The sequence below is a fragment of the Streptomyces sp. NPDC058239 genome (assembly GCF_042882185.1).
Lineage (GTDB): Bacteria > Actinomycetota > Actinomycetes > Streptomycetales > Streptomycetaceae > Streptomyces.
Genome location: NZ_JBHVWS010000048.1, coordinates 1 through 20130 on the forward strand (window position 1 = coordinate 1; position 20130 = coordinate 20130).

A 20130-nucleotide genomic window follows, 5' to 3' on the forward strand; every position below is an offset into this window, starting at 1 on the left:
CGTTCCAGTTCGCGCAGGCGGGCACGTTCGCTGATGTTCAGCGGAGGCTCCTCCCCGGCGTGCTCCTGCCGGTACCGGCTGACCCAGGTGCCCAGTGTTCCCTCGTTCACTTGTATCTCTCGGGCGACCTCGGCAATCGGGCGGGACTCCACGACCACCATCTTGACCGCCTCGTCCCGAAATTCAGGACTGAACTTCCTACGCTTCTGTGCCACGTGCTCTCTCCGCCGTTCTGGACTTCGATCCTATGGGGACCGCTGTCCGAGAACTTCGGGGCGCCTCACGGGTCAGCTGAAGTCATTTGGTGAGCGGCTGTCGGACCGGGTCGCGGTCGGGGTGCTGACGCAGGCGTTTCCTCGGTCGCTTGTGGACGAGGTGTTGGCGGAGACGGGCCGGGTGCAGCAGCGGAACCGGCTGTTGCCGGCTCGGTTGGTGGTCTACTTCGTGCTGGCGATGTGCCTGTTCTCGGGGCAGAGCTATGAGGAGGTCGCCCGGCTGCTGACAGCGGGTTTGCAGGGTGCGCGACGCTGGCGTGCGTCGTGGGTGGTGCCGAGTTCGGCGGCGATCTGGAAGGCCAGGTCCCGGTTGGGTGTGGCGCCGCTGCGGCAGTTGTTCGCGCGGGTGTGCCGTCCGGTCGCCACAGCGGCCACTCAGGGCGCCTTCTACCGCGACTGGCGGCTGGCCGCGATCGACGGCACCACGTTCGACCTGCCTGACACGAAGGCGAACGTGGACGCCTTCGGCCGTCCACCTCGCTCCGGGCGGGGTGAACAGGACGTCGGATGCCCGCAGTTGCGCATGGTCGGCCTGGTGGAGTGCGGCACCCATGCCGTCTTCGACGCCGCGATCGGAGCTCTGCGCGCCGGAGAGCAGACTCTGGCCCGGGCGGTCCTGGTGTCTCTGCGGCCGGGAATGCTGCTGATGGCCGACCGTGGCTTCTACGGCGTGGACCTGTGGTGCAAAGCCGCAGCAACCGGGGCGGACCTGCATCCACCACACCCGTCGTGGGGTGCCAGTACGCGCGGTGGAGTACACCATCGCCGGCCACGAGGGCGCCTACCGGCTCATCACCACGATCCTCGACCCGGACAAGGCCCCAGCCGCGGAACTCGCCGCCCTCTACGCCCAGCGATGGGAGTTCGAGTCCACCCTCGACGAAATCAAGACCCTGTGGGGATCGTAAAGTCATCGCTGCTGGTCAGCACCCGCCTCCAGGGTCGTCGGTGGGCACTCGTAACACTGCCCTGATGATCGTGTCCCTGCTCTACCGCACCGCCCGCGCGCTGCTGTCCGTCCCCGCGGTCCTACTGCGTCGAGACACCGCCAAGGATGCCGAACTGCTGGTGCTGCGGCTCGAGAATGCCATCCTGCGCAGGCATGTGAAGGGCAGGGTGCTACGAGCCGGCCGACCGATTCTGGCTCGCCGCCCTCGGGTCGCTGATACCGCGTGGCCACCGGGCCGCCGTCTTCCCCGTCACCCCCGGCACTTTGCCGGCCTGGCACCGCAAACTGATCGCCAGGAAGTGGGACTACCACGGCTCTCGCACCGGACGGCCGCCGACGGCGGCCGCACTCAAGAGTCTCGTGCTGCGCCTGGCCGATGAAAATCCCCGCTGGGGCCACCGCCGCATCCAGGGCGAACTGGCCCGACTCGGGAACCCCATCGCGGCCTCCACGGCATGGGAGATCCTGCACGCAGCAGGCATCGACCCGGCCCCGCGCCGCTTTGGCCCCACCTGGCGCGACTTCCTCACGGCGCAGGCTCAGGGGATCCTTGCCGCGGACTTCTTCCACATCGACACGGCCCGGGGCAAGCGCCTGTACGCGATGGCGTTCATCGAGCACGGCACCCGGAAACTGCACACACCACGGTGACCACGCACCCCACCGCGCAATGGGCGGTACAACAGGCCCGGAACATCGCTGCCGACCTCGGCGAGCGGGGCACCGGACCCCGGTTCCTGCTACGCGACCGCGACAGCAAGTACACCGACGCCTTCGATGCCGTCTTCACCGCCGAGGACACTCAGGTGCTGTTCAGCGCGCCCCGGGCACCACGCATGAACGCGCATTGCGAACGCGTGATCGGCACCATCCGCCGTGAGGCTCTCGACCACGTCCTGATCCTGGGCGAGAGCCACGCCAGGAAGGTCCTGACTGACTACCAGGACCACTACAACGGACACCGGCCGCACCGATCCCGGCAACAGCTACCGCCCGGCGCGACCGAGCAGCCCGCATTCGTGCACGACCTCGACGACCGAAGCCTGCTCCGCACCAGGGTCCTCGGCGGCCTTATAGACGAATATCGATACGCCGCGTGACCTGCAGCGACGACTTTTCGAGCCCCACAGGCTTCCTGAACGCCCCTCTCAGCTGCCAGACGGTTGACCACAGCCTCCCCGGCAGCCCCCACGAGGTGCGTGATCGGCCGCCTCTTAGTGGTCGCCTCCGGAGGTCCTTCGGGGGTTGCCTCCGGAGGCGGCGTCGTGTGGGGCTGGTCAGATGTCGGGGGCTGCGAGGTAGAGGGCGCAGGCGCAGTCCAGAGCGTGCCGCCTCCGGGGCCTGGGGTCCTCAGACGGGGCGCTTGGCCATGACGACCACGCCCGGCCCGGTCTGCTCATCCGCAGGGAGCCGGAGTTCGGCGACCGGGTGCAGTCCGGCCTGCTCGATCAGGTCCACGAGCTGCTCCGGCCGCCACTTGTGCGTGGTCCAACGAACGGGCACTCCTCCGTAGGCCTCGGTGCGCACCGCATCCTCGTCGCCGACGTGTGTGGCGGCGATGAAGTGCCCGCCCGGCTTCAAGGCGTGCGCGAAATGGGCGAGGACCTGTGGAAGGACATCGCGGGGGAGGTTGAACAGTGACCACCACCCGAGCACGCCGCCGAGGGAGGCTTCACCGAGGTCGAGCTCGGTGGCGGAGGCGACGCTGAAGCGGCATTGCGGATGAAGACGGCGCGCGTTCTCGATCATGCGGGGAGAGAGGTCTACCCCGGATACGTCGAGTCCGTGTTCGGCGAGGTAGCCGGTCACCGTGCCGGGGCCGCAACCGACGTCGAGGACGGGCCCGAGCTCGCCCACGGTGTCGGCGAAGGCGTCGATCGACGCCTTGAGCCAGGGATGGCGACGGATGTCACCCATGCCCGTCGTCACCACCATGTGGGCGTAGTTGTCGGCCACCTGGTCATAGGACTCACGGACGACGTCGAGATCGGCTGGGCGGTCAATATGGTGTGCGCGCATCAGCCAACAATAGGACGGTGGCCTTGTGGAATCCGGGGGCGTGGGTATGACGGTCATACTGCCCGACGAGTCCCGCCACGGGCACGGCAGACTGCGGTCCCGGTGATCCACTTCTCCCGATCGGCCTGCCTGCCATGCCTGTTGCCCTCGCCCGTCCGATCGTCCTGACCAACGCCGAACGTGAGCGGTTGAAGAAGGCGGCCTACGGTCACAAGACCGCGTACCAGGCCCGGCAGCGGGCCGCGATCGTGCTGCACGCGGCCCGCGGGCGCCCCAATGCGCACATTGCCCGCGAGACGGGCCTGCACCTGGACACTGTGCGGACCTGGCGCAACCGCTTCGCCGACGGCCGGCTGCCAGCCCTGGCCGACCGCAGGCGCTCGGGGCGCCCGGCCCGTTTCACCCCCCCCTGCAGGTCGCCGAGGCCAAGGCCCTGGCCTGCCAGCTCCCGGCCGAGACCGGGGTCCCGTTGTCGCGCTGGTCGTGCCCGGAGCTGGCCGCCGAGCTGACCGCGCGCCAGATCACCGACAGCATCTCCGCGTCCACGGTGCGCCGCTGGTTGCGCCAGGACGCGCTCAAGCCCTGGCAGTACCGGTCCTGGATCTTCATCCGCGACCCGGACTTCCGCGCCAAGGCCCAGCGAGTCCTGGACCTGTACGCCCGCACCTTCGAAGGAGAACCCCTCGGCACGGACGAGTACGTCGTCTCCAGCGATGAGAAGACCTCGATCCAGGCCCGCTGCCGCTGCCATCCGACCCTGGCCCCGGGCCAGGCCAGGGCGATGCGCGTCAACCACACCTACGGACGCGGCGGCGCCCTGGCCTACCTGGCCGCCTACGACGTCCACCAAGCCCGAGTGCTCGGCCGCTGCGAACCGCGCACCGGCATCGACCCGTTCATGAGCCTGGTCGTCCAGGTCATGACACAGGAACCCTACGCCAGCGCCAGGCGTGTCTTCTGGGTCGTCGACAACGGCACCTCCCACCGCGGCAAGAGGGCCGCCGAACGGCTGACGGCGGCGTTCCCGAACGCCGTCATGGTCCACACCCCCGTGCACGCCTCCTGGTTGAACCAGGTGGAGATCTACTTCTCCGTGGTGCAGCGCAAGGTCGTCTCACCCAACGACTTCACCGACCTGACCCAGGTCGGGGACCGGCTCCGAGCATTCGAAGACCGCTACAACGCCACGGCACAGCCGTTCCAGTGGAAGTTCACCACCTCCGACCTGGACGATCTGCTGGCCCGACTCGACCGGCACACACCCGCCGACCGACACCAAGAATCCTCCGTCGCACTGGCAGCCTGATCAACCCCCGAAGGACTTCAGGAACGGACCACTTAGCTGTAGAAACAGCACCGGTCACGCCAGGCGGCGCTCTGCCGATGCATGGCGAAATGCAGCGGAAGCGCACTCACAGCCGTAGTGCGCCGACGCCGCCTCCTCGACTGTGCTTCTTTGCCAGCCCCCGTACCGGGGCGTCAGAAGCGGGTCCGCCAAAAAAATCCCACCGCCTCATCAGTGCCAAGATCCGGACCATACGCGGGCCAACACTCCGCCCGTCGCAGATCCAGCCTCCGTTTTCCCTGGTCACCGCGCCATGCAAGATGTACCACCAGCAGACGAAGAATCTGCCGGGATGGCACCACGGCCGGTCCGCACAGCGAACGCCGCTTCGCAATCCCTCCCGCCGCAAGCAAGGGGCTGGAATGTCCCCATACACCACGTGCTGACGAGGCCCGGTGTGCGCATAGACACCGACGTCCGGCCACAACCGAACGCATCCTGATTCGGACCTGGGCGCGCCCATGACGTTGTCGCACGTGCCCTTCGCTGCCGCAAGGCCGATACTGCCGACAGGAGCAGGTCAGCCGAGACCCGCCCGACCATCCAGCCAACCTGACGGCCCGTCACCAAAGTCAGCATTAAGTCAGCATCAGTACCGCCAGAACCCGCTCACGACCGCCACGGACAGCCAAGATCACGATCTACCCATACTCACTCTGAACAGCGAAAACGCAGGACAACAACCCACCTGCTACCATGCCTAGGAGATACCCATGAGGATGCTCATCAACGTCCCCGAAACCGTTGTCGCGGACGCGCTGCGCGGTATCGCCGCCGCTCACCCCGAGCTGACCGTGGATGTCGAGAATCGTGTCGTCGTACGGCGTGACGCACCCGTGGCCGGGAAGGTGGCGCTCGTGTCCGGGGGCGGGTCCGGGCACGAGCCGTTGCATGCGGGGTTCGTCGGGCCCGGGATGCTGTCCGCGGCCTGCCCGGGAGAGGTGTTCACCTCGCCGGTGCCGGATCAGATGGTGCGGGCCGCCGCCGCGGTCGACAGCGGGGCGGGGGTGTTGTTCGTCGTCAAGAACTACACCGGTGACGTGCTGAATTTCGAGATGGCCGCCGAGCTCGCCGAGGACGAGGGCGTGCAGGTCACCCAGGTCCTCATCAATGACGACGTGGCGGTGACCGACAGTTCGTTCACCGCGGGACGGCGGGGCACGGGCGCGACCCTGTTCGTCGAGAAGATCGCTGGGGCGGCGGCCGAGGAAGGTGCGCCGCTTGAGCGGGTGGAGGCCATTGCCCGGCGGGTGAACGAGGCATCGCGGAGTTTCGGGGTGGCACTCAGCGCCGTCACCACGCCCGCCAAGGGATCCCCCACATTCGATCTGCCGCCGGGCGAGCTGGAGCTGGGGATCGGTATTCATGGCGAGCCGGGTCGGGAGCGGCGTCCGATGATGACGTCGCGGGAGATCGCGGACTTCGCGGTGGACGCGGTCCTGGAGGACCTGCGGCCGCGTGGACCCGTGATCGTGCTGGTCAATGGGATGGGTGCGACGCCTCTGCTGGAGCTGTACGGGTTCAATGCCGAGGTGCAGCGGGTGCTGTCCGAGCGGGGTGTGGTGGCGGCTCGTACGCTCGTGGGGAACTATGTGACCTCGCTCGACATGGCGGGCTGCTCGGTGACGCTCTGCCAGGTGGACGAGGAGCTGCTGCGCCTCTGGGACGCGCCGGTGGAGACGCCTGCGCTGCGCTGGGGCCGTTGACCCGCCCGACAAGGAGATCATGTGCTCGACGCCGACTTCTTCCAACGCTGGATGACCGCGGCCGCGGCTTCCGTGGACCGCGAGGCGAACCACCTCACCGAGCTCGACTCGGCGATCGGGGACGCCGATCACGGCAGCAATCTGCAACGCGGATTCACCGCGGTGAGGGTGGCCCTGGACAAGGAGCCGCCGCAAACCCCGGGGGCTGTGCTGATGCTCGCCGGGCGGCAGTTGATCGCAACCGTCGGCGGGGCTTCGGGCCCGTTGTACGGAACGCTGTTGCGACGTACCGGTAAGGCTCTGGGCGACGCGCCCCGGGTGGCACGGCAGCAGTTGGCGGAGGCGCTCGGGGTGGGCGTCGCGGCCGTGGCCCAGATGGGCGGGGCGCAGGCCGGGGACAAGACGATGCTCGATTCTCTGCTGCCGGCCGCCGAGGCGCTCGGTACGTCGTTCGGCGCGGCCCGGGAGGCGGCGGAGGCGGGGGCACTGGCGACGGTACCGATGCTGGCCCGCAAGGGCAGGGCGAGTTATCTGGGTGAGCGCAGCATCGGGCACCAGGATCCGGGTGCGACGTCCTCCGCCCTGCTGATCGCTGCACTGGCCGAGACCGATGGTGCGAGTGGCGGTGACGCGTGAGCGGCGGGAAGCAGGTCGGGATCGTGCTGGTCTCGCACAGCGGCCCGGTGGCCGAGTCCGTCGCCGAGCTGGCCAGGGGTCTCGCGGCAGGTGGTGCGACGGCTCCGGTGGCCGCCGCCGGTGGCACTCCCGCGGGTGGTCTCGGGACCAGTGCCCAGCTGATCGCCGAGGCGGCCAGGTCCGTGGACGACGGAGCGGGGGTGGCGATACTGGTCGACCTGGGCAGCGCGGTGCTCACGGTCAAGACGATGCTGGCCGAGGGGGACGAACTGCCGGACGGCTCGCGGCTGGTGGACGCGCCGTTCCTGGAGGGTGCGGTGGCTGCCGTGGTCACCGCGTCGGCGGGCGGCGATATCGCGGCGGTGGAGGCTGCGGCGTCGGAGGCCCACGGGTACCACAAGGTGTAGGCAGACGGGTTCCGCGGTGGTGAGGCCGCCCCGCACCTGTGTCCGTGGGTGGTGCGGGGCGGCCCGGCGCCTGTCCGGCTGTGATCGCCGGACAGGCCCGTGGTCCGTCAGGCTGCCGTCGCGGCCCCGGCTGCCCCGATCCTGATCTGCACCTTCTGTGTCGTTCCGTTGACCGTCACAGCAAGCGTGATCGTGCCCGGTCGGAGTGCGGTGAGGGTTCCGGTGGACGGGTCGAGGACAGCCGTGTGGCGGTGGCGGGCGTCGTCCCGGTCGCCGATGTGGACGTTCGGGGATCCGGTCCAGTCCGCGGCCAGCGGGAAGCCGACCGGGACACTGCGCGCGCCCTGGGTGACGGTCGCCGTGACTCTCGTACGGCTTCCGGTGCCGAGGACCGGGGGCACTTCGATTGCCAGGGCGTCGACATGCGCTCGGGTCTGTACGGAGACCCAGTCGGGCCCGCCCGGCCACGGCCGCTGCCGCGCTGCGGCCTGTTCACCGGGCGTGATGTGGTCGGCGCCGACCAGCGACCAGCCGGTGAAACCGCCCTCGTCCGCCGGTCCGGCCGGTGCCTTGCCGGAGTTGCCGTTGATCAGATACGGCACTCCGTCGACGTGCGAGGCGTGGAAGACCCCGACATGGCTGCCGATGAAGGCCGCGCCCTTGCCTGTCGTACGGCGGAAGTCGGCGAGCCACTGTTCGACGAGGGCCGCCTCCTTGCGGTCCCCGAGCTGGCTGCCCTTCTGTACGGTCGGGTCGCGCGGCGGCACGTGCTCGATCAGCATGACCGAGCCCACGGTCCGGTCCTTCGCCGCCGCGTCCAGCTGGGCGCGGAGCTGCTTGATCTGGGCGAAGCCCCCGCCGCGCAGGCTGAGGCTGGATGTGTCGAGCGTGACGAAACGGGTTCCCTTGTGGTCGAACGTCCGCTGGGCGGGCCCGAATTCGGTGATGAAGTTGTCGATCTTCCCGCCCATCACCTCATGGTTGCCGGGCACGTAGTACCAGGGCAGCGAGTCACCGAGTTCTTCGGTCAGGATCTGACGCGCGAAGGCGAGGTCCGCGGGTGATCCCTCGTCGACGAGGTCGCCGTTGATGACCAGGAAGTCCGGGTGCGCTGCCTTGATCTCGCGCAGGGTGCGCCGGGCCTGGGCGACGATCGCGCTGTCCGGGTCGCGGGCGACGAACTGGGCATCGGACATGACCGCGAACTGCCAGTCCCGATGTTCGGTGACCGCCGCCGGATCGATCAACGGGTCGACGGGAGCGGCCTGTTCGGGCAGGTCGACGGTGGGCGGCACCTGGGCGGTGAGGTCGTCGATGACGATCTCACCGGTGTACTGCTGGGCGGCCGCCGTCTCGGCGAGGTAGAAGCGGTACACGCTGAGCGGTGTGGCCGCGCCCGCCGGTACGGCGAAGGTGACCTGCCGCCAGCCGGTCCAGGTGACGTACGGTCCGCGGAGCAGCTGGTCGGAGCCCGCTGCGTCCTTCAGGTGCAGTGTCGGCCAGGCGCCCTTGCCGTCGCCCTTGATCCAGAGCTTGAACGACTGGGGCTGGCCGGGCACGGCGACCGGTTGGGGAGGCGCGGCGTAGGCGGCGCGGGTCGCGGTCGACTGGGTGAAGTCGTAGCTGAGCTCGAGGCCGGTGCCGGTGTGGCCGTCGGGGGTGGCGGAGAGGGAGCCGCTCGCCCGGGCCTGGCTGAACTTCCAGGATCCGGCGTCGTCGAAGTCGGAGACGGCCTGCTCGGTGAGGCCGACGCTGACCGCGAGGGCGGTGGTGGTGCCCGCGACGGTCGCCTTGATCTGCCCGGCGCCGTTGCCGGTGCGTGAGGTGACGGTGAAGTTGCCCTGGCTGTCGTCGCGTACGTCGAAGAGGGCGTGGTCGTAGTCGAGGGTGACGTCGCGCGGTTCGACGGGGGCGCTGGTGCCGTGCGCGTCGAGTCCGACGATGCCGAAGGTGCCGATGGCTTCGGCGTCCGCGAGGCCCACCCGCCGGGTGGTCGGCTCGATCCGGGCCAGCTTGTCGAGAACGGTGAGCGTGGTGCTGCCGTGGGCGGTTCCGCGTTCGGCGCGCACGTCCGTGGTGCCGCTGCGGCGCGCGGTGAAGAGGCCGTTGCCGTCGACCGTTCCGGTGTCGCCACGGGTGGTGCGCCAGCGCGGGGTGCCGGTGGCGGGGCCGTACGTCTCGTCGTATCCGGTCGCGGTCAGGCGCCGGGTGAGCCCGGGGAAGACCCGCTCGGGGTGGCCGCCCTTGACCGGGTCGACGCCCGGTGCGGAGCCGGCCGGTGTGCGGGTGTCGACCCAGAAGCCGTCGAGGCGGCCGCTGCCGTCGGGGGCGGTGAGTGCGAGACCGTTGGGTACGGTGCGTTCGGTGCCGTCGGAGGGGCTGTTCTCCACCTGGAGCGCGTCGCTGCCGGGCCGGCGGGCGACGAGGGTGGAGGAGCCGCCACCGTCCAGGTTCAGTGCGCTGTACGAGCCGGCGCGCCGCATCATCAGGCCGAGTTCGGTGAGGGTGACGCCACCGCTGTCGGCCTGCCGGCCGTCGATGGTGAGGATCTGCATCGTGCGGCCGTCCTGGGAGAAGCCGACGGCGGTGCGGGGCGCGGCGGTGTTGTTGCCCTCGCCGTCGTGGTTCCGGGCGACGCCGTCGACGACGAGGAGTTCCCGGCCGCCGACCGCGGTGCGCGGCACGGGGCCGCCGTCGGTGCGTGCCCGGTAGGTCAGCGACACGGGGTCGCCGGGCTGGAGCGCCTTGACCGCGTCGGCTCCGGCCTCGCGGCCGACGAGGATCGTGGTGTCGTCGGGGACGGCGCCCGAGCCGGGGTTGGAGGACACGGACACGACCTTGCCGTCGCGTACCACCGCTTCGGCGACCGGTGTTGCGTTGTCCACGGTCAGTGCGCGGTCGGCGGTTCCCCAGGCCGAGGTGTACGCGCCCACTCCCCCGGTCGGCACATTGGCGGCGTTGTACGCGGCGAGCGGCTGCTGCCCGGAGGGCAGGGTGAGCGTGCCCTCGAAGTACAGGTTCAGGATGCGGCCCGCGCTGTCGGGGCCGATGCCGACGGCCCGGTTGACTCCTGGGGCCGGGGACTGGACGGTCGTGCCGTCCTTGATGCCGACGCCTTCGGGCGCACCGGTCTGGTTGATGTCGAAGAAGTCGGCGTTGATCGCGGCGACGGTCCGGCGGCCGGGGCCCGCGTCGTGTCCGGCGGCAAGCTCGGAGACCGTACGCCGGTCGGACACCTTGCCGGTGGAGAGGTAGTCGGCCTGTGCGCCGCTGCCGTCGAGGTCGACGGAGAGGGAGTCGACCCGCAGCCACTTGTCCGACTCGAGCCGGTCGTAGGAGCTGAGGCGGACGCCGGGTGCGATCGGGCGGGATGTACGGGCCGTCTCGATGCCGTCGCCGTCAACGACGGATCGGGGCGCTCCGACGGCATTGCTCGCGGCCGGTGGCGCGACGGGTCTGAGGACCTCGGCGGAGTTACGGGGACGGGGGTCGGGGGTCGAATCGGCGACGGCGGGGGCGATGGCTCCCACCGTCATCGCGGACACCGTCGCAAGAAGTACGAGGGGTCGCGTTGCTCTGCCGACTATGCCAGGTCCCACAGATCCTCCTGGAATGGCGGTGGTTGGGCGGGCAGTAAGCGCTGTCGGCGGACAGCATGGCCGCGCGTACCGCCACGCACCAGGGGGCCTCGGGAACCTCAGGGGAAACAGGGTGCGGCGACTCGATGACACACGTGATCATTGGGGAGACTTGACGGTATGTCGTCTCAGAAGCGCAGTGCGGGTCTTCTGTTGTTCCGGTCCACGGACGGGGGCGCCGGGTTCGAGGTGTTCATCGGGCACATGGGCGGCCCGTTCTGGGCGAGGCGCGAGGCGGCGGCGTGGTCGGTCCCCAAGGGCGAGTACGGCCCCGATGAGGAACCCGAGGCTGCTGCCCGCCGGGAGTTCGAGGAGGAGTTCGGCCATCCGGCGCCGGACGGTGTGTGGGTGCCACTCGGTGAGTCCCGTCAGACCGGTGGCAAGTCGGTGGTCGTGTGGGCGATGGAGGCCGATGTCGATCCGGCGCGTGCCGAGCCCGGGACCTTCACCATGGAGTGGCCCCGGGGGTCCGGCGTGCAGAAGGAGTTCCCGGAGATCGACCGGTTCGCCTGGTGCACGCCGGATGAGGCGGCGGAGCGTCTCGTCGTGGGCCAGCTGGTCTTCGTCGAACGGCTGGCGGAACACCTCCGGGGCAAACGCCGAGAGGCTATGCGCCGGCCGCGCGGTTGATCTCCTGGCTGCGCAGGATGTGTTCGCCGGAGCCCTGCCGGCCGACGACGGCGATCATGGCGCGCCCCAGGTTGTCGGTGGTCGTCACATGGTTCGGCATGATCCGCCGGAGCACCGGGTACAGCCAGGAGACACCCCGGTACATCCAGCGGTACAAGGCGGTCTTCGACGTCGCACCGTGCAGCGGCTGGATGTAGCCCGGCCGGAACATGTACGCGTGGAAGTCCATCGCCAGGAGCTCGTTCTCGGTGCGCCCCTTGACCCGCGCCCACGCGGTGCGGCCCTTCTCGCTGCTGTCCGTGCCTTCCCCGGACACGTACGTGAAGGTCAGCCCCGGGTTGTGGGCGGCGACCGCCCGAGCGGCGGCCAGGGTGTACGTGTATGTGATGCGGGAGTACTCCTCCTCGCTCAGACCGGCCGAGGTGACGCCGAGACAGAAGAAGCACGCGTCGAGGCCGGTGAGTTCGGCGTCGATCGCCGAGAAGTCCGTGAAATCGCGGTGGACGACCTCACGGACCTTGGGGTGCCGTACGCCGGCCGGCGTACGGCCGACGATCAGGACGCTCTCGACCCGGTCGTCGAGCAGGCAGGCCCGCAGTACGCCTTGGCCCACCATCCCGGTGGCACCGAAAATGATCACTCTCACAGCAGCTGCTCCGGGGGCTCGTCTCGCGTCGGTCGTGCCGCTCGAACTCTACGTGCGGGTCCCGGCGACCGGTCGTCCGGCACGGAGCTCCAGTCTGTCGCCGGTGAACCTGCTGCGGAAGCTGCGATCGTGCGACACCACGACCACCGCTCCCGTGTACTGCGCCAGTGCGGCCTCCAGCTCCTCCACCAGGTCGAGCGCGATGTGGTTCGTCGGCTCGTCCAGCACCAGCAGATCGGCCGGGCGGGTGACCAACCGGGCGATGGCGAGCCGTCGTTGCTGACCGACGGAGAGAGCGGCGACGGGCACCGTCAGGTCCGCCGGCCGGAACAGGCCCAGGGCGAGCAGGTGTTCCGCCCAGGTTTCGGGGTGGCCGGGACGTCCGGCGGCGAAGGTCGCGAGGAGCGTACGGCGGGTCGGCCTGGCGGGAAGTTCCTGCGGGAGGTAGCCGATCCTGGCCCGACGTCGGACCGTGCCGCGGTCGGGGCGGAGGTCTCCGGCCAGCACCCGCAGCAGAGTGGTCTTCCCGGCGCCGTTGGGGCCGGTGACCAGCAGTCGCTGTCCCGCAGTCACCTGCCAGGCAGGCAGGTCGAGCCGGTCGCCGACCACGATGGAGTCGAGTTCGGCGAGCGGCCCCTGGTGCGGTTCGCCGTCCGCCGCCACGGCCAGTTCGGCGGTGAAGCGCAGCGGTCGGGGCGGGGCCGGCACGGGTGACCGCCGCAGCTCTTCCAGTCGAGTTCTGGCCGCTCGGACCTGTCCGGACAGCTTGGCCTCGTGCGAGCGGCGGTGCTTGCCCCAGCCCTCGTGGGGGTCCTTTCCGGTGCCGGCCAGCCGTCGGCCCGCCGCGTCGGCGAGTTCCTGGGTACGGGTCAGCTCGTCCAGCCATGCCTGGTGGTCCTGGGCCCAGCGGCGGCGGGCGGCGGCCTTCGTGGTGCGGTAGCCGTCCCAGCCGTCCCCGTAGCGGACGACGCTGCGCAGATCCCGGTCGACCTCCAGGATCACGGTGGTGGTGCGCTCCAGGAAGGCGCGGTCGTGGGTGATGACGACGAGGGTTCCGCGGTGGGCGCGCAGGTGGTCCTCCAGCCAGTTGACGGCATGGAGGTCGAGGTGGTTGGTGGGCTCGTCGAGCAGCAGCAGTTCGGGGGCGGAGGCCAGCACGCAGGCGAGTGCGAGCCTGGACTGTTCGCCGCCTGACAGGGTTCCGAGGGAGCGGTCACGGGTGAGGTGGCCGATCCCGAGCCCGTGCAGCGCGGCGTCGACCCGGGCATCTGCCCGGTAGCCGTCGCGTTCCTCATACGCTGTCAACAGGTCGCCGTATGCGGCGAGTTCGGCATCCTCCGGGGTCTCGGTCCTGGCCAGCGCGGCTTCCGCGGTGCGGATCCGCTGTTCCAGTTCACGCAGTTCGGCGAGGGCCGCGTCGACGGTGTCCTGGACGGTGCGGGCGGCGCCGAGCGCGAGGGTCTGGGTGAGATGGCCGATGCCGGCGTGGAACCGGACGGTGACGTCTCCGGTGTCCGGCTTCTCGGCCCCGGCCATCAGCCGGAGCAGTGTGGACTTCCCGGAGCCGTTCTCACCGATCACGCCCACGCGGTCGCCGGGGCGGACGGTGAGCGACACCTGGTCGAGGACGGTTCGGTCTCCGTACGCCTTGGAGACGTCTTTCAAGGTCAGTTGGGCGCGATCGTGCTGCATGGGCATGGGTGGGCTTCCCTGAGGTGACATGCCCTCGACGGCACGTGGAAAGGGCGCTGCGGGGGCGGGGGTGTCCGGCGGGCGGAAAGAAGGGCTGCGCGGCACGCGGTGGTGACCGTACGGGTCACACGGCGACGCTCAGCGTCGCGCGGCGGCGTCCATGCCCGGAATCAGCGGAAGAAGTAGTACGAACCCATGACGCACAGTCTAACCACGCCGCTGTCGGTTGAGGGCGTGGCTCGACGGCAGGTATAACCCTGCCTGGACCCCCGGCCGTCGCCGAGGAGTTGCCCCGGTCACACACGGTCGGCGCTCGCAGGAAGGACACCCGCGCCGTGCGGTCTCAGCGCTGCGGGCTCTCGCCCTGCGCCACCTCGATGCTGCTGTGCAGATCATGTGTCGCGTCGAGCGCGGCCGCTCCGGACAGGGCCAGGCACGCCAGCAGTGCCGCCGCGGCCGCACGGCCGACGCGCGGTCGGGGGGTCGCCCAGCCGAGCAGCGCCTCGACCCGGCGCGGTACCGGCCCCGCCGTTGCGGCGAGCGCCACGCGGGGACGCGCCTCGGGCGCTTCCGCAGCGCGTGCGGCGAGCGCGGCTCGGCCGATCGCGCGCGCCGCGACCCGCCGGTCGCCGACCGCCGCGGCCGCCGCCTCGTCGGCGCAGCGCTCCAGCGCGTAGCCCATGGGTGCGCGCAGGGAGCGCAGCGCGGGGTGGCAGAGGGCGGCCAGTTCTGCTGCGGCGAGAAAGAAGTGGTGGTGACCTGCGAGGTGGGCACGCTCGTGTGCGAGGAGGGCGTCGCGTTCGGCGGGGTCCAGGGCGCGCAGCATTCCGGTGGTGACGACGATCCGGCCGGGGCTGCCCGGGAGTCCGGGCAGCGCATAGGCGTCGGGGCGGCTGTCGCGAAGAACGGCCAGTTCGCCTCCCGAGGCGTCGGCCGGAACGCCTGCGCGATGCAGCTCCACCCAGTGGCGGCGCGCGGTACGGGCGACCGCGGTGGCACACGCGGCCAGCAGCGCCACTGCGGCGGCTGCGAGCGGAACGGCCACGGCGGGCACGGCGTCGGCGAGCGGCTTCACGAGTTCGCCGACCGCGGCCACGGCGGAGAGCCGGGTCGCGCCGGGCACCACCAGCAGCACCAGGGCGAGCGTGCTGAACAGGGCGAGGCCGACGGCCGTCGACGCGAGCAGCCGTACGGCGCGCACAGGTGACAGGGCGTCCGCCAGGCGGCGGGCCGCGGGCACCGCGACGAACGGCATCAGCAGTGGAACCCACACGGCGTAGATCATCGGGCGTCTCCGTCGAGCAGCTCCCTGAGCAGCTGCTCGTCCTCGTCGGTGAGCTGCGAGACGAATCGGGCCAGCACGGTGCTGCGGTCCTCCTCCTTCTGCAGTTCGCTGTGCATCCTGCGGGCGGTGAGGCCGGGCGCGTCCTCGGTGGGGGTGTACGCGAAGCCGCGCCCCGACCGGGTACGGGTGACCGTGCCCTTCTCGTACAGCCTGGTCAGGATCGTGGTGACGGTGGTGCGGGCCAGGGGTGCGCCGAGGGCGCCCTGCACCTGGCCGGGGGTGAGCGGGGTGTCGGCCGCCCAGAGGGCCGCCAGGACGGTGGATTCCAGCTCCCCGGCCGGCCGCCGCTCCGCACTGGGTACCGACCCGGACCCAGGGCCCGGCCCGCCGTGCGGTCGAGGGCTCGCCCCGGCGTGCGCGCGCGGGTCAGGATCCCCGCTCGATATCCCCTGCGCCTGCGCCATGGGAACGCTCCTCCCGCTTCGAACGTCTACAGTGATGTAGACCGTCTACATCACTGTAGTCAGTCCGGGCGTTCCGTAGGGCTGCCCGCTCACCATTATGGGAGACCTGCCACCGTGTCCGTATTCTCACTGGCGGCCGCGCCGCAAGCGGTGAACCTGCTCGACGCGGGTTCACTGCTCGGAGCGTTCGGTGCGCTCGGCATCGCCGTCGTGCTCTTCGCCGAGACAGGACTGCTCGTCGGCTTCTTCCTGCCCGGCGATTCCCTCCTGTTCACGGCGGGCCTGCTCTGCGTGTCGGGCACCCACGGCCCGGTCCAGCTGTCGTTGCCGCAGGTGCTGATCGCCGCCATGGCCGGCGCGCTGCTCGGTGCGCAGGCAGGCTACTGGATCGGTCGCCGCGGGGGCCGGGCCCTGCTCGCCCGCAGCCGCGCCAGACGGCTGCACGAGGGCGCCGCCCGCGCCGAGGAGCTGCTCGGCAGATACGGCCATGCGCGGGCGATCGTGCTGGCCCGCTTCGTACCCGTCGTACGCACGGTGCTCAACCCGCTGGCCGGGGCGCTCGACGTCCCTGCCGGGCTCTTCACACTGTGGCAGGTCGTCGGCGGGGCGGTCTGGACCGTCGGACTGGTCCTCGCGGGATACGCACTGGGGTCCTCGGTGCCCGACGTCGACCGTTATCTGCTGCCGATCGTCGCTGTCGTGGTCGTGGTCTCCCTCATCCCGCTCGCCGCCGAACTGCTCCGCTCCCGCGGCCGGCGCACCGCCGAAGGGGACAACAGCTGATGCTTCTCGCCTCCACCGCCACCTCGATCGACGGCGGCCTGTACACCCGGATCACCGAGCTGGCCCAGCGCTCCCCGGCCGCTCTGGATTCCGCCATCCGCGTCTGGTCGGACTACGGACTGGCACTGTTCGCCCTGCTGATGCTCGCGTCCTGGTGGCGCTCCCGCTCCGCAGGCCCCGCCCGTACCGCCATGGCGCTCTGTACTCCGCTCGTCGTGGTGGCCGCGTACATCGTCAACGATCTGGTGAAGTCGGCCTTCCATGAGCAACGGCCGTGCCAGGCCCTGCATGTCGTGACGGTGGAGGCATGCCCCTCGCTCGGTGACTGGTCCTTCCCCAGCAACCACGCCGCCGTCGCGGCGGCCGCGGCGGTGGCGATCTGGCTGACCGACCGCCGGCTCGGGGCGCTTGCGGTGCCTGCCGCTCTGCTGATGGCGGCGTCCCGGGTGTGGATCGGGGTGCACTACCCGCACGATGTGCTGATCGGGCTGGCCACCGGCGCGCTGGTCGCCTGGCCGCTGACGGTCGCGGCTCGGCGCTGCGCCCCGGCGGTCGTCCGGCTGCGCGAAAGCCCGCTGCGCCCCCTGGTGGCGACACGGTGACCGAAGACGCTTCGGCGGTCGCGCGCGCCCGGTCCGTCCCCGTCGCGTCACCGCTCCGTGCACCACTGGTGGCCGTTCTCGTCGGGCTGCTCGGGCTCGTCGGGCTGACGGTTCTCGTCCTGGCCACCCGGCACGGCTCCCCGCCCGCCCTGGACCGGGCCGGCCACGACTGGTCGCTGCGGCATCGGCCGTCGGGCCTCGTGGCGACCGCCCGGGCCGTCACGGCCACCGGTACCGGAGTGTTCCCGTACGGAACAGCGGTGATCGCCGGGCTGGTCGCCGGCCGTGACACCCGCCGACGGCTGGGGTACGCGGCAGGCGCCCTGACCTTCCTGCTGCTTGCGCAGGGCGTCCGCTACGGCCTCATGGAGCTGATCGCCCGGCCCCGCCCGCCGCTGGGCGACTGGGCCACACACGCCTCGGGCTTCGCCTTCCCCTCCGGGCACGCGACGACGTCCGCGCTGATGGCCGGCCTGCTGCTCACGGCCCTCGGTCTCCGGACGCGCGGCGGGACCGGGCCGCGCCCCCTCCGTACCGCGGTCGCCGTCCTGGTGGTCTGCTGGGCCGCGGCCGTCGGTGTGAGCCGGGTTCTGCTCGGCGTCCACTGGGCGACGGATGTACTCGCCGGATGGCTGTTCGCCACGGTCTGGATCGGGCTGGGGACCGCACTGATACGAAAGGCACTGCCGCTCCCGCAGTGACCGGTCCGTTCAGGCCCCACCCCCATCGAGGTTCCGTGCGATGCCACTCATCTCCCCCGCACGTGCCACCCGTGTCATCCGTCCACCGGTTGTGCCGCGTCTGCTCTCACTCCTCCAGCGACGGCTGACCTGGGTGATGGTGGCCGCGTACACGGCGGCCACGCTGCTGCCGCAGGCCGGACTGGCCCTGCGGCAGCTTCACCTCACCGCGGTGCCCGTCCCCGGTGGCGCCGCCCGTACCCAGCTCACCCTGCCGTCGCTCCTGCTCGGCTATCTGCTCTTCGCCGCGGCGTTACGGGTTCCTGCCGGGGGGCTGCCTCGGCTCGTCCGCCGGCCGCTGCCGCTGCTGGTGGGAACGGCCGCCAATACGCTCATTCCGCTGGCCCTGCTGCCCTGCCTGGCCGTTGCACTGGGCCGACTGCCCGATGCTGACGGCTGCAGCGGGCTGATCACCGGCCTCGCGCTCGTGGGGGCCATGCCGGTCGCGGCCGGAGCCACGGTCTGGGGCGGCCGGGCGGGCGGTAATCACTCCCTGGTCGTGGGGATCGTGCTCGCCTCCACCCTGCTGAGTCCGCTGACGATTCCGCTGATGCTCTCAGCGGCCTCGACTCTGACACGTGGCCACTATGCCCACGATCTGTCCCGGATGGCTGCGACGGACGGCGGGGCGTTCGCCGTGATCAGCGTGATCGTGCCGTGCGTCGCCGGTCTGTTCGTCCAACGGGTGACACCCCGCCTTGTGCTCGAACGGCATCTGCCATGGCTGCGACTGCTCGGACTCGTCGACGCGGTACTGCTCACGTACAGCAACGCCTGTGGGGCGCTCGGCGGCTTCCTGCTCCACCCGCGGCCCGCACTGCTGGTCGCGGCCGTCGTCGTGTCCGGAGCCCTGTGCGCGGCGTCCTTCGTCATCGGCTGGTGTCTCGCCCGCACGGTACGGGCGAACCGCGCGGACACGGTCGCGATCACGCTCACCTGCGGAATGAACAACAGCAGTGCAGGTGCGGTACTGGCGGCAACGAATCTGCCGAGCAGCCCTCAGGTGCTCCTGCCCGTTCTCGCGTACAGCCTGTTGCAGAAGTGCGGGGCGGGGCTGGCGGACTCGGTGCTGCGCCGCAGGACCTAGGCAGGACCTCTCGGTTCTGCCTCCTTGGCACTCGGGGCCAACAGCTTGCAGCCACTGACACCGCGGCACAGGCCTCACGGTCAGCCGGACGCAGGATTCAATCCAGCAGCCGGAATTGGCATATGCCAATCGGTAACTTTAGTTACCACTTGGCGGTTCGTTAACTAAAGTTACCCCCATGGTGAAGCCTGAGATCACGACCGCAGAACTGACGGCCCTCGACGCGGCCCTCCTCGACGCCCTCAACCCGCTCGCCGCATCCATGCGCGCCCGAGCGACCGGACTCCCCGAGGACCACATGTGGGCAGCGGACCCCTCTGACGTGGCCCTGTCCATCCTCAGCACCTGGAAGGTAGTGGACGAGGAGGTCAAGCGGTTGACGGCGATTGCCGCACAGACCGCCGGTGCCTATGGTGCGAGCTACGAGCGGATGGGCGCTGCTTGGGGTATCACCCGACAGGGTGCCCGCAAGAAGTGGCCCGACGCCGTCGACAAGTCGGCAGCCACGGAAATGAGGGCGCGGAGCCTCGAACTGTTCGGTGGTACCGCCGAATTGTTCCGGGACACGTCGTCGGATGGCTGGCGATGGAAGGGTCAGGGCGCCGACGGAACATGCAGCGAAGACAACGGCGCACTCGCTCTCGCCACGAAGGAAGAGGCTGCCGCCCACGCAGGGGCCTTCCTGAAGGAACACACCACCGGCGAGGGCTAGATTCCCCTCCCGTGGGTCACTGACGGGTCCGGATGAGGATGGCGGCGAGGTGGAGTGCGGCCGTCAAAGAGACCCGCTCCAGGTGTGCCGTCCGGGCAGGCGGATGACGGCGCGGCCGCCGTCGAGGTCGACGGTGGAGCGGTGGGGCGGCGCACCGTCCTCCTCGTCGTCGCGCAGCAGCAGGGCGCTTTGGCGCTCCTTGAGTTCGCTCTGTTTGCCGGGCGAGAAGCTCGCGTGCAACTGCTCGAATCCGGTCGCCGACACCTGGCCCCGGCGGGCGCTGTTGCGCCATGGCAGCAGCCCGGCCCGCCCTGCGCGCAGCATCAGCTGATCGAGAAAGGCGACGACGGTCAGCCCGATCACCAGTCCGGGCAGGGTCATCAGCGCGACGAATTCCATCCGCCCAGTCTCATCGGTGTGCGATGCGGTGCGCAACGGTCGCGGGTATGACCGTGCGGGCCGTCGCACTTCGCGACGGCCCCCACGGTCCAGTATAAAAAAGCTGTTGCCGCGC

The 20130-nt window shown here is 70.4% G+C and carries 20 protein-coding genes and 2 pseudogenes; 14 read left to right on the plus strand and 8 right to left on the minus strand.

Features of this window, described 5'->3' with window-relative positions; genetic code table 11:
• The coding region (locus tag ACFVYE_RS35830; RefSeq protein ID WP_389608249.1) for a transposase at positions 1-215 on the minus strand (215 nt) is incomplete at its 3' end.
• A gap of 160 nt (positions 216-375) precedes the next feature.
• Between ACFVYE_RS35830 and ACFVYE_RS35835 the strand changes: the two are divergent.
• The 3 genes and pseudogenes from ACFVYE_RS35835 to ACFVYE_RS35845 all read left to right on the plus strand — a co-directional run.
• Positions 376-924, plus strand: a pseudogene (locus ACFVYE_RS35835) (transposase domain-containing protein); the annotation flags it as partial.
• A 100-nt stretch (positions 925-1024) separates the two neighbouring features.
• Complete coding sequence (locus ACFVYE_RS35840; protein ID WP_383979269.1) at positions 1025-1183, plus strand: hypothetical protein; 159 nt, start codon at positions 1025-1027, stop codon at positions 1181-1183.
• Positions 1184-1247: 64 nt separating this feature from the next.
• Positions 1248-2324 (plus strand): annotated as a pseudogene (locus ACFVYE_RS35845) (integrase core domain-containing protein).
• Between the two features lie 250 nt (positions 2325-2574).
• Here the strand turns inward: ACFVYE_RS35845 and ACFVYE_RS35850 are convergent.
• The gene (locus tag ACFVYE_RS35850) at positions 2575-3243 is read right to left on the minus strand and encodes a class I SAM-dependent DNA methyltransferase (protein ID WP_383974555.1); all 669 of its coding nucleotides are present in this window, start codon (positions 3241-3243) and stop codon (positions 2575-2577) included.
• Positions 3244-3377: 134 nt separating this feature from the next.
• On the opposite strand from ACFVYE_RS35850, the gene ACFVYE_RS35855 reads away from it, so the two are divergent.
• The 5 genes from ACFVYE_RS35855 (at position 3378) to ACFVYE_RS35875 (ending at position 7337) form a co-directional block, all read left to right on the plus strand.
• Positions 3378-3752, plus strand: a complete 375-nt coding sequence (locus tag ACFVYE_RS35855) for a helix-turn-helix domain-containing protein (protein ID WP_389608250.1) — start codon at positions 3378-3380, stop codon at positions 3750-3752.
• A complete protein-coding gene (locus tag ACFVYE_RS35860) occupies positions 3677-4549 on the plus strand; it encodes an IS630 family transposase (RefSeq protein ID WP_389608278.1) in 873 nt (290 codons plus the stop codon). Before ACFVYE_RS35855 ends, ACFVYE_RS35860 begins: the two co-directional genes overlap by 76 nt.
• A gap of 752 nt (positions 4550-5301) precedes the next feature.
• Entirely contained in the window at positions 5302-6294 is a 993-nt protein-coding gene (gene dhaK / locus ACFVYE_RS35865) for a dihydroxyacetone kinase subunit DhaK (RefSeq protein ID WP_383974561.1), read from the plus strand.
• Between the two features lie 21 nt (positions 6295-6315).
• A complete protein-coding gene (gene dhaL / locus ACFVYE_RS35870) occupies positions 6316-6930 on the plus strand; it encodes a dihydroxyacetone kinase subunit DhaL (RefSeq protein WP_383974564.1) in 615 nt (204 codons plus the stop codon).
• Positions 6927-7337, plus strand: coding sequence for a PTS-dependent dihydroxyacetone kinase phosphotransferase subunit DhaM (locus ACFVYE_RS35875; RefSeq protein WP_389608251.1), 411 nt, complete (start codon positions 6927-6929; stop codon positions 7335-7337). Before dhaL ends, ACFVYE_RS35875 begins: the two co-directional genes overlap by 4 nt.
• 107 nt (positions 7338-7444) lie before the next feature.
• Here the strand turns inward: ACFVYE_RS35875 and ACFVYE_RS35880 are convergent, their stop codons facing one another.
• Entirely contained in the window at positions 7445-10873 is a 3429-nt protein-coding gene (locus ACFVYE_RS35880) for a phosphodiester glycosidase family protein (protein ID WP_389608252.1), read from the minus strand.
• Positions 10874-11095: 222 nt separating this feature from the next.
• On the opposite strand from ACFVYE_RS35880, the gene ACFVYE_RS35885 reads away from it, so the two are divergent.
• Positions 11096-11605 carry an NUDIX domain-containing protein gene (locus tag ACFVYE_RS35885; protein ID WP_383974573.1) on the plus strand — a complete coding sequence of 170 codons (510 nt, stop codon included), beginning with the start codon at positions 11096-11098 and terminating at the stop codon, positions 11603-11605.
• On the opposite strand, the gene ACFVYE_RS35890 is transcribed toward ACFVYE_RS35885, so the two are convergent.
• The 4 genes from ACFVYE_RS35890 to ACFVYE_RS35905 form a co-directional block, all read right to left on the minus strand.
• Positions 11583-12251, minus strand: coding sequence for an NAD-dependent epimerase/dehydratase family protein (locus ACFVYE_RS35890; RefSeq protein ID WP_383974576.1), 669 nt, complete (start codon positions 12249-12251; stop codon positions 11583-11585). The two genes, ACFVYE_RS35885 and ACFVYE_RS35890, sit on opposite strands and share 23 nt — an antisense overlap.
• 48 nt (positions 12252-12299) lie before the next feature.
• Positions 12300-13949 (minus strand): ribosomal protection-like ABC-F family protein, encoded by a 1650-nt coding sequence (abc-f, locus tag ACFVYE_RS35895; protein WP_389608253.1) that lies wholly within the window; start codon positions 13947-13949, stop codon positions 12300-12302.
• Positions 13950-14286: 337 nt separating this feature from the next.
• Positions 14287-15228: a M48 family metalloprotease gene (locus ACFVYE_RS35900; RefSeq protein WP_389608254.1), complete on the minus strand. Its 942-nt coding sequence runs from the start codon at positions 15226-15228 to the stop codon at positions 14287-14289.
• Complete coding sequence (locus ACFVYE_RS35905; protein ID WP_326634427.1) at positions 15225-15557, minus strand: BlaI/MecI/CopY family transcriptional regulator; 333 nt, start codon at positions 15555-15557, stop codon at positions 15225-15227. Before ACFVYE_RS35905 ends, ACFVYE_RS35900 begins: the two co-directional genes overlap by 4 nt.
• A gap of 249 nt (positions 15558-15806) precedes the next feature.
• Between ACFVYE_RS35905 and ACFVYE_RS35910 the strand changes: the two genes are divergently transcribed.
• From ACFVYE_RS35910 to ACFVYE_RS35930, 5 genes are all read left to right on the plus strand, one after another.
• Positions 15807-16475: a DedA family protein gene (locus tag ACFVYE_RS35910; RefSeq protein ID WP_383974585.1), complete on the plus strand. Its 669-nt coding sequence runs from the start codon at positions 15807-15809 to the stop codon at positions 16473-16475.
• Positions 16475-17077, plus strand: a complete 603-nt coding sequence (locus ACFVYE_RS35915; protein ID WP_383974588.1) for a phosphatase PAP2 family protein — start codon at positions 16475-16477, stop codon at positions 17075-17077. Before ACFVYE_RS35910 ends, ACFVYE_RS35915 begins: the two co-directional genes overlap by 1 nt.
• Positions 17074-17778: a phosphatase PAP2 family protein gene (locus tag ACFVYE_RS35920; RefSeq protein WP_383974591.1), complete on the plus strand. Its 705-nt coding sequence runs from the start codon at positions 17074-17076 to the stop codon at positions 17776-17778. The genes ACFVYE_RS35915 and ACFVYE_RS35920 overlap by 4 nt, the downstream gene beginning before the upstream one ends.
• A 40-nt stretch (positions 17779-17818) precedes the next feature.
• Positions 17819-18904, plus strand: coding sequence for a bile acid:sodium symporter family protein (locus ACFVYE_RS35925; RefSeq protein WP_389608255.1), 1086 nt, complete (start codon positions 17819-17821; stop codon positions 18902-18904).
• 178 nt (positions 18905-19082) lie between these two features.
• Complete coding sequence (locus tag ACFVYE_RS35930; protein ID WP_389608256.1) at positions 19083-19616, plus strand: hypothetical protein; 534 nt, start codon at positions 19083-19085, stop codon at positions 19614-19616.
• Between the two features lie 63 nt (positions 19617-19679).
• On the opposite strand, the gene ACFVYE_RS35935 is transcribed toward ACFVYE_RS35930, so the two are convergent.
• Entirely contained in the window at positions 19680-20015 is a 336-nt protein-coding gene (locus ACFVYE_RS35935; RefSeq protein WP_383974598.1) for a DUF6191 domain-containing protein, read from the minus strand.
• Positions 20016-20130 lie beyond the last annotated feature (115 nt).

Excerpts from the sequence above, each read along its gene's own strand:
- ACFVYE_RS35855 (WP_389608250.1), top strand. The coding sequence starts at position 3,378 with ATGCCTGTTGCCCTCGCCCGTCCGATCGTCCTGACCAACGCCGAACGT.
- ACFVYE_RS35900 (WP_389608254.1), bottom strand. The coding sequence starts at position 15,228 with ATGATCTACGCCGTGTGGGTTCCACTGCTGATGCCGTTCGTCGCGGTG.
- ACFVYE_RS35850 (WP_383974555.1), bottom strand. The coding sequence starts at position 3,243 with ATGCGCGCACACCATATTGACCGCCCAGCCGATCTCGACGTCGTCCGT.
- ACFVYE_RS35930 (WP_389608256.1), top strand. The coding sequence starts at position 19,083 with ATGGTGAAGCCTGAGATCACGACCGCAGAACTGACGGCCCTCGACGCG.
- ACFVYE_RS35885 (WP_383974573.1), top strand. The coding sequence starts at position 11,096 with ATGTCGTCTCAGAAGCGCAGTGCGGGTCTTCTGTTGTTCCGGTCCACG.
- ACFVYE_RS35915 (WP_383974588.1), top strand. The coding sequence starts at position 16,475 with ATGCTTCTCGCCTCCACCGCCACCTCGATCGACGGCGGCCTGTACACC.
- dhaK (WP_383974561.1), top strand. The coding sequence starts at position 5,302 with ATGAGGATGCTCATCAACGTCCCCGAAACCGTTGTCGCGGACGCGCTG.
- ACFVYE_RS35880 (WP_389608252.1), bottom strand. The coding sequence starts at position 10,873 with ATGACGGTGGGAGCCATCGCCCCCGCCGTCGCCGATTCGACCCCCGAC.
- abc-f (WP_389608253.1), bottom strand. The coding sequence starts at position 13,949 with ATGCCCATGCAGCACGATCGCGCCCAACTGACCTTGAAAGACGTCTCC.
- ACFVYE_RS35935 (WP_383974598.1), bottom strand. The coding sequence starts at position 20,015 with ATGGAATTCGTCGCGCTGATGACCCTGCCCGGACTGGTGATCGGGCTG.
- ACFVYE_RS35925 (WP_389608255.1), top strand. The coding sequence starts at position 17,819 with ATGCCACTCATCTCCCCCGCACGTGCCACCCGTGTCATCCGTCCACCG.